General features: G+C 66.8%; 7 protein-coding genes. 3 read left to right on the forward strand and 4 right to left on the reverse strand.

Going from position 1 to position 6,775, the window contains the following annotated elements:
• The 3 genes from QOC69_RS32645 to QOC69_RS32655 form a co-directional block, all read right to left on the reverse strand.
• Positions 1-608, reverse strand: a 608-nt coding sequence (locus QOC69_RS32645; protein WP_526446637.1) for a GAF domain-containing protein, incomplete at its 3' end; no start/stop codon positions are given.
• Between the two features lie 67 nt (positions 609-675).
• The gene (locus QOC69_RS32650; RefSeq protein WP_526446631.1) at positions 676-2,820 is read right to left on the reverse strand and encodes an Rv1355c family protein; all 2,145 of its coding nucleotides are present in this window, start codon (positions 2,818-2,820) and stop codon (positions 676-678) included.
• Entirely contained in the window at positions 2,817-3,569 is a 753-nt protein-coding gene (locus QOC69_RS32655) for a hypothetical protein (RefSeq protein ID WP_526446632.1), read from the reverse strand. The genes QOC69_RS32650 and QOC69_RS32655 overlap by 4 nt, the downstream gene beginning before the upstream one ends.
• Before the next feature lie 444 nt (positions 3,570-4,013).
• Here QOC69_RS32655 and QOC69_RS32660 point away from each other — a divergent pair, with 444 nt between their 5' ends.
• The gene (locus QOC69_RS32660; RefSeq protein WP_526446633.1) at positions 4,014-4,466 is read left to right on the forward strand and encodes a MaoC family dehydratase; all 453 of its coding nucleotides are present in this window, start codon (positions 4,014-4,016) and stop codon (positions 4,464-4,466) included.
• Between the two features lie 3 nt (positions 4,467-4,469).
• Here QOC69_RS32660 and QOC69_RS32665 read toward each other — a convergent pair whose 3' ends face one another.
• On the reverse strand, positions 4,470-5,639 hold the full coding sequence (locus tag QOC69_RS32665; protein WP_526446634.1) for an acyl-CoA dehydrogenase family protein: 1,170 nt from the start codon (positions 5,637-5,639) through the stop codon (positions 4,470-4,472).
• Between the two features lie 91 nt (positions 5,640-5,730).
• Between QOC69_RS32665 and fabG the strand changes: the two genes are divergently transcribed.
• Positions 5,731-6,471 (forward strand): 3-oxoacyl-ACP reductase FabG, encoded by a 741-nt coding sequence (gene fabG, locus QOC69_RS32670; protein WP_526446635.1) that lies wholly within the window; start codon positions 5,731-5,733, stop codon positions 6,469-6,471.
• The coding region (locus tag QOC69_RS32675; RefSeq protein ID WP_526446636.1) for a thiolase family protein at positions 6,471-6,775 on the forward strand (305 nt) is incomplete at its 3' end. The genes fabG and QOC69_RS32675, both read left to right, overlap by 1 nt.

Below are 6,775 nucleotides of genomic sequence, written 5' to 3' on the forward strand. Positions count from 1 at the left end.
TTCAGCCGGTCCAGGTCGATGAACAGTGCAGCAACGGGACTTGGCTGCCCTGGCGCCAGTCGCGCGTCCAGGTATGCCAGTAGTGCCCGGCGATTGTGGAGTCCGGTCAGATCGTCGTGCTCGGCCAGGTAGCGAAGCTGGTCCTCCGCCTCGACGCGTGCCTGGACCTGTGCGAACAGCGAGGCGATCGCCATCAACGCGTTGAGTTCGGCGACGCTCCATTCGCGGATGCCGAACTTGACGAAACCGAGCACGCCGGTGGTGACGTCACCGGACAACAAGGGGACGCACGCCATGGACGTGGTCGGTACCTGCCTGCCCTCTTCGATGGTGCGTTGATAGTCCTCTTCTGCCTCGGCGCGAAACACCGTCGGCTCCTGGATGTTCTCGGCGAGGGCGAAAACGGGATCGGCGTCGGCGAAGTAGATCACCTCGAGTGGATCGACTTCCCCGACGTCGGGTCGCGGTGGCCACTCCGCGATCAACCTGGTGGCGTGAATTCGGTGGTCGTTGTGGCGCAGGAAGCTGACATCGACGTCGAAGTGGGCGATGAGGTCGGCCAACACCTGGCTGCTCACCTCGCCAGAGGTGGCCGCGTCGACTCCCATCAGACGCGTCGCCACCGCGGTGACGACGACATCGAGGCTGCTTTGCACCCGTTCCTCCGATATCTCGTCAGCCTTGCGGTGAAAGGTGCTGGCGAAGCGCGCGGCGGCGGCTTCGCACCGATGGTCGCGGGGCGCCGGTAAACCTAAGCACCAGGGCCTGCGCTTCGTCCGGTGGAGTGCTCGCGAGTTCTCGGAAATTGTATTGCAACCGGTACAGCTCATCGCGGAACGGAGGCGACAACTCCTGTATGTCGCGGTCGTCCTGGGCGTAGAGAAAGACCGGCGAAACCGGTTGCACGGCCAAGCCGTGTCGCTGCGCGGTGATCCAGACCGCCTCGATCGCCGATCCGGCCCGCGCATAGTCCGGCAATGTGAAGCCACGCATCGATACAACTCCGACCGCGGCGGCCGCATTCACCCTGTCGCGGGTGTCGTCGCCGAGCACTTCTCCGGCGTCCCACTGCGCGAGCTGGGCCACTACCTCCGGCCGGCGCAGCACGTCAAGGACGGCCAGGTCAGCCGAGGGCAACTCGAGGCTGCGGATGTCGATGCCGGACTCCGGCGATGGGTCGAACGGCCAGCGAAGCTCCGCGAACATCTCGGCGTGCAGGTGCGGGGTGAGATAACGGATCCGGTCCGCAGCGGCAAGAAGCATGGCGCTGGACTGAATGTCGTTCCGCGACGTGAGAAGCCGAAACCGGGCGCCTTCGCGCTCGGCAGCCGTGACCATCGCCGACGCGACGGCATCGTCGATCGGCACGGCGGTCCCTTGGTGCCGGTTGGTCTCCCTGCGCAGCATCGGTCCGTACAGCTCGGCCAGGTCGGGTTCCTCCCCGCTTACCCACCGCACGGTGGCCTGCAGCGGTGCGCGCTCGTCGCCCTGGGCGAGCGAGACTTCTGGGCGATGTCGGCGGGCCGCGACGGCGACGCGGGCGTTGAAGACCGCTGCGCCAAGGGCGACGGCGCTGCCGCGAAACCCGAGGTCCATCGTGGACGTGAGTTCGGTGGCGAGGCGTAGCGTGATGGCGCTGTCTGCAATCTCGATGTGCCACGGCTGCGCATTGCCGCCCGACGGCGCGCGGATGGCTGCCGCCGCCACGGCGCCGGACAATTCCGCGGGTTCCTCCGGATCGTCGGTGTCCTGGTTGGGCGGCTGGGGATAGGCGTCGGTGCGCGGGTCGTCGATGCGGTCCAGCAGGGCGCCTGCGTCGATCCGCACCCGGCCCGAGGGCAGATGCTCGCGTAGCCCGATCCGCCGGACCGACTCCGCCACCACCGCAGCTCCGAGCGAGACCTCGGCCGACAGCTGAGGCCAGGTGGACAGCGTCTTGCCCACCTCGAACAGGGACGCTGCCATGCGCGGCGACAGCCGGGCGGCATCGAGGATCCGCAACACGTGGGGAACCTTGTCCTCGGTGGACAGGCCTGCGAGCTCGGCGGCGCCAAGGTCGCCGAGCAGTCCGTGCAGTACCGGACGCGTCGGATCGAGGTCGAAGCGCTCCACGTCCAGCAGGCCCCTGTCACTGGTGGCCATCAACACCGGAATGCCCATGGCGCGGGCACTTTCGCGGACCAGGACCTTGGTGTCCAGCGAGTCGCACTCCTCGACGAGTACGTCCAGCCCGTCCAGGAATTCGTCGACCGACTCGCGCGTGACCGCGGTCGTCTCGACCGATACCCGGAGATAGGGGTCCAGCTCGGCGATGCGCCTTGCCGCAACGATCGCCTTGTTCACGCCCTGATCGAAGACCGACGCGGGAACCCGGTTGAGGTTCGTCAACTCCAGGTCGTCGAAGTCGGACAACCGCAGTTCGCCGCAGAGGCCCTGGGCCGCCAGGACGTGCGCAACGGCGTGCCCGACACTGAGCCCGATTATGCCGACCTTCAGCGTGCCGAGCCGCGCCTGTTCGGCCGCGGTGATGAGGTGGCGGTTGCGGTCCAGTCGCAATCGTCGGTACGCGGTAGGACCGAGGACGTCGATGACCGCCCGGCGCCACGGGTAGTAGACCCAGCGGGCCGGCTCGTCGATCTGCCCGGTATCCGGCGTCGGGGTCAGACCCCGCAGGGCGGCGCGCTGCTGTGCGGCGACTTCGGTGAACAGGATCCCTGGATCGCTTCTCAGCTCGGCCAGCATCTCGTCGTCGGTGGCCTTGCGCGGGTCGAGAATGATTGCTTGGTATTGATCCTGGTGTCGGTCAGCACGGACCGTCATTGCTGGCTTCCCGCTAGCACGCGGGGCTCACCCGCCCCGTCCAGATGCCTGGCCAGTAGCCGGAATTCGGCGGCTATCCGTAAGACTTGCCGAGCCTCGGCGCGCTGGGCGAATGTGCCCCGGTCCCACCACATCATCATGGTCTGATATCGCTCGTCGGGATAGGGCGTAGCTGGAACTTGGGACGCCACCAACCCGCCCGTCGTGCGCCATCGGGCCAGTACGTGCGCCCCGCTGGTGGCCATCGCGAATTTGGCATCGAGCAACAATGCAGAGTGCAATGGAAAACGGGCGAGGGCGTTCGTGAGCGAGCGATTTCGGGCGGGATCGTCGGTCACCCACGCGGTCTTGACTTCCACGACGCCCAACGGGATTCGATCGGCGATCATCTTCTGGACCGTGGCCAAGCCGGGTCGCCCACGCCACTCGACGACGGCGTGCGATTCGTCGGCAGCGCCGTATGGTCCCTTTGCCCTGACACCTGCCACCATTCGGCCAGTCTCGTCCATCGCGGCGAGGAACAGTGCGGTCTCGCTCGGAATGCGCAGAGATTCCAGGTCGAGTGCGCGTTCGACGCCGTGCCTGCGGTAGCTGTCCCGCGCCCTACGTACGTATTCGGCCCAGAGTCGCGGCTCGGTCGTCGGCGCGGATGCCACGAGCGTGCACTCGGTGTCCGGATCCCACCACTCGATGCGCGTGCCGGGGCAAAGTGGAAGGTAGTCGCTGGCGTCCAGCGTGGAAACACTCATCGGTGTCCGTTCTCCGGCCAAGCCTGGTTGTCGAAGCCGCTGCCTCATATGCGCATCCAATGGATAGCAAATACCGTCTAAGTATCGCTCTTCGGCACGAGTTTCGAGCCATTGCGTTGATCTTGTACCAACCGTTGTTTGCTCGATTAACGCGCTTTCATCCGGCTATCGCGGATTTGGCTATCGCCGCAATGGCCTTAATGCCCGCAATTGAGTGGTCTACCCGTTCCGATGGCAAACAATGCGTAGTCTTCGGGCGCAGCATACGAGAGTTTCCCAGGCGCGTCGGCGGCGGTCTCGGCGCAGACGGCGTCGAAGCCTCGACTGCGGTGACCGCGCTCGGACGGTGGACGCCAGGCTAGGCGACGACTGGTGCCGGGATACGCGACGCGCTACACATGGTGGGTCGGCCAGTGGGTCGGCATCAACTTTCTAAGGAGTGCAGTGACGGTCTTCGAAGGTCTGGATCAGTTCGCCGCGGCAAAGGGTAATCAGTTCGGCCCCACCGAGTGGCTGACGATCAGTCAGGACCGCGTCAACCTGTTCGCCGACGCCACTGAGGACCATCAGTGGATACACGTCGACCCCGAGAAGGCGGCCAACGGGCCGTTCGGCGGCACCATCGCGCACGGCCTGCTGACACTGTCGCTGCTGCCGCACTTCTCCCATCAGCTGTATCGGGTCGAGAACATCGCGTTGGCGGTCAACTACGGCTACAACAAGGTTCGCTTCATCACCCCGGTGAAGGTGGGGGCGCGGCTGCGGGCGCGTGGTGAGCTCACCTCGGTCAATCAGCTGGATGGGGCGGTCCAGGCGACCACGACGATCACGGTGGAGATCGAAGGATCCGACAAGCCGGCGGCGGTGGCGGAGTCGATCATCCGGTACATCGGCTGAGCGTCAGGACGATCGCTGCGCGGCCCTGACCAGTCCGCCGCCGATGATCAGCCGCTGGATTTCACTGGTGCCCTCGTAGAGGCGGAGCAGCCGGACGTCGCGGTAGATGCGCTCGACGGGGACCTCCCGCATGTAGCCGCTGCCGCCATGGATCTGCACGGCCAGATCGGCGACGGTGCCGACCATCTCGGTGCAGAACAGCTTCGCGGCGGACGGGGCGATGCGGCGATCCTCACCCGAGACCCACAGCCGGGCGGCCTCGCGAACGAGTGCACGCCCGGCCATCACCCCGGTCTGCTGGTCGGCGATCATCGCCTGCACCAGTTGGAAGTCACCGATCGGCGTGCCGCCCTGAGTGGCGGTCGCGGCGTAGCTCACCGACTCGTCCAGCGCGCGTTGCGCGGCACCGACCGCCAGCGCGGCGATGTGGATGCGGCCACGCGCCAGTGACGTCATGGCCGCCCGGTAGCCGATGTCCTCGGCGCCGCCAATGAGCGCATCGGCGCCCACCCGCACCTCGTCGAAGCCGACATCGGCGGTCCAGGCGCCTTCCTGGCCCATCTTGGCGTCCTTCGCGCCGACCACCACGCCTGCGGTGTCGGCGGGCACCAGGAACACCGCGATGCCTGGGCCGTCGGCGTCGGCAGGCCGGCTCCTGGCGAAGACGACGAACAGGTCGGCGGTCGGCGCGTTGGTGATGAAGCGCTTCTGGCCGGTGATCACCCAGTCTTCGCCGTCACGAACGGCTTTCGTGCGCAGGCCCGCCGGGTTCGAACCCGCACCCGACTCGGTCAGCGCGAAGGATGCCACGACGTCGCCCGAGGCGATCCCGTCGAGCCATCGCTTCTTCTGTTCATCGGTGCCGAACCCGACGAGCACCTGACCGGCGATGCCGTTGTTGGTGCCGAACATGGACCGCAACGCCAGCGAGGTGTAGCCGAACTCCATCGCCAACTCGACGTCCTGGGCGATGTTCAGGCCGAGGCCGCCCCACTCCTGCGGGATCGCGTAGCCGAACAGACCCATCTTCTTGGCCTGCTCGCGGATGTCGTCGGGCACCCGGTTGTCGGCCATGATCTCCAGCTCACGTGGCACCACGGCCGACCGGATGAAGTGCCGCGTCGCGTCGAGGATGTCCCGGAAGTCGGTTTCAGGGACGGCGGGGTCTGCCATGCGTCGTTCTCCTGACGGGGCGGTGTAGGCGTCGTGCAACAAATATCATATTTTATGTTGGAGACCGAAAACCTTCAGGAAGGGTCAGCGCATGGCTTTGCTCGACGGACGAACCGCGGTGGTCACCGGCGGAGCGCAGGGGATCGGCTTCGCGATCGCCGAGCGCTACGTCGCCGAGGGGGCGCGAGTGGTGCTCGGCGACCTCGATCCGGACGCCACCGCGGCCGCGGTGGAGAAGCTGGGTGGCCGCGACGTCGCAGCGGCGGTGCGCTGCGACGTCACGAAGGCCGCCGACGTCGAGGCGCTCATCGCCGCGGCGGTGGACACCTTCGGCGGACTCGACGTCATGGTGAACAACGCGGGCATCACCCGGGACGCCACGATGCGCAAGATGACCGAGGAGCAGTTCGATCAGGTCATTTCCGTCCATCTGAAGGGCACCTGGAACGGCACCCGCAAGGCGGCCGACGTCATGCGGGAGAACAAGCGCGGCGCCATCGTCAACATTTCGTCGATCTCCGGCAAGGTCGGCCTGATCGGGCAAACCAACTACTCGGCCGCCAAGGCGGGCATCGTCGGCCTGACCAAGGCGGCGGCCAAGGAGGTCGCGCATCTCGGCGTGCGGATCAACGCGATCCAGCCGGGCCTGATCCGGTCGGCGATGACCGAGGCCATGCCGCAGCGGATCTGGGACGCCAAGCTGGCGGAGATACCGATGGCCCGCGCCGGGGAGCCCGAAGAGGTGGCCAACGTCGCGCTGTTCCTGGCTTCGGACCTGTCGTCGTACATGACCGGCACGGTGCTGGAAGTGACCGGGGGGAGGCACATCTGATGCGCGAGGCTTCTACCTCATCGCTCCTCGCGTCCGCAGTCATTTGCGAACCCGTTCGCACGCCGATCGGCCGGTACGGGGGAATGTTCTCCTCCGTGACCGCGGTCGAGCTGGGCGTTGCCGCGTTGACGGGTCTGCTCGAGCGGACCGGCGTGGCACCCGAGGCGGTGGGTGACGTCATCCTCGGCCACTGCTATCCCTCGCCGGAGGCTCCGGCGATCGGGCGGGTGGTGGCACTCGACGCCGGCCTGCCGGTAACGGTCCCCGGCATGCAGGTCGACCGCCGGTGCGGATCGGGTCTGCA

The sequence above is a fragment of the Mycobacterium sp. genome (assembly GCF_032162105.1).
Taxonomy (GTDB): Bacteria; Actinomycetota; Actinomycetes; order Mycobacteriales; family Mycobacteriaceae; genus Mycobacterium.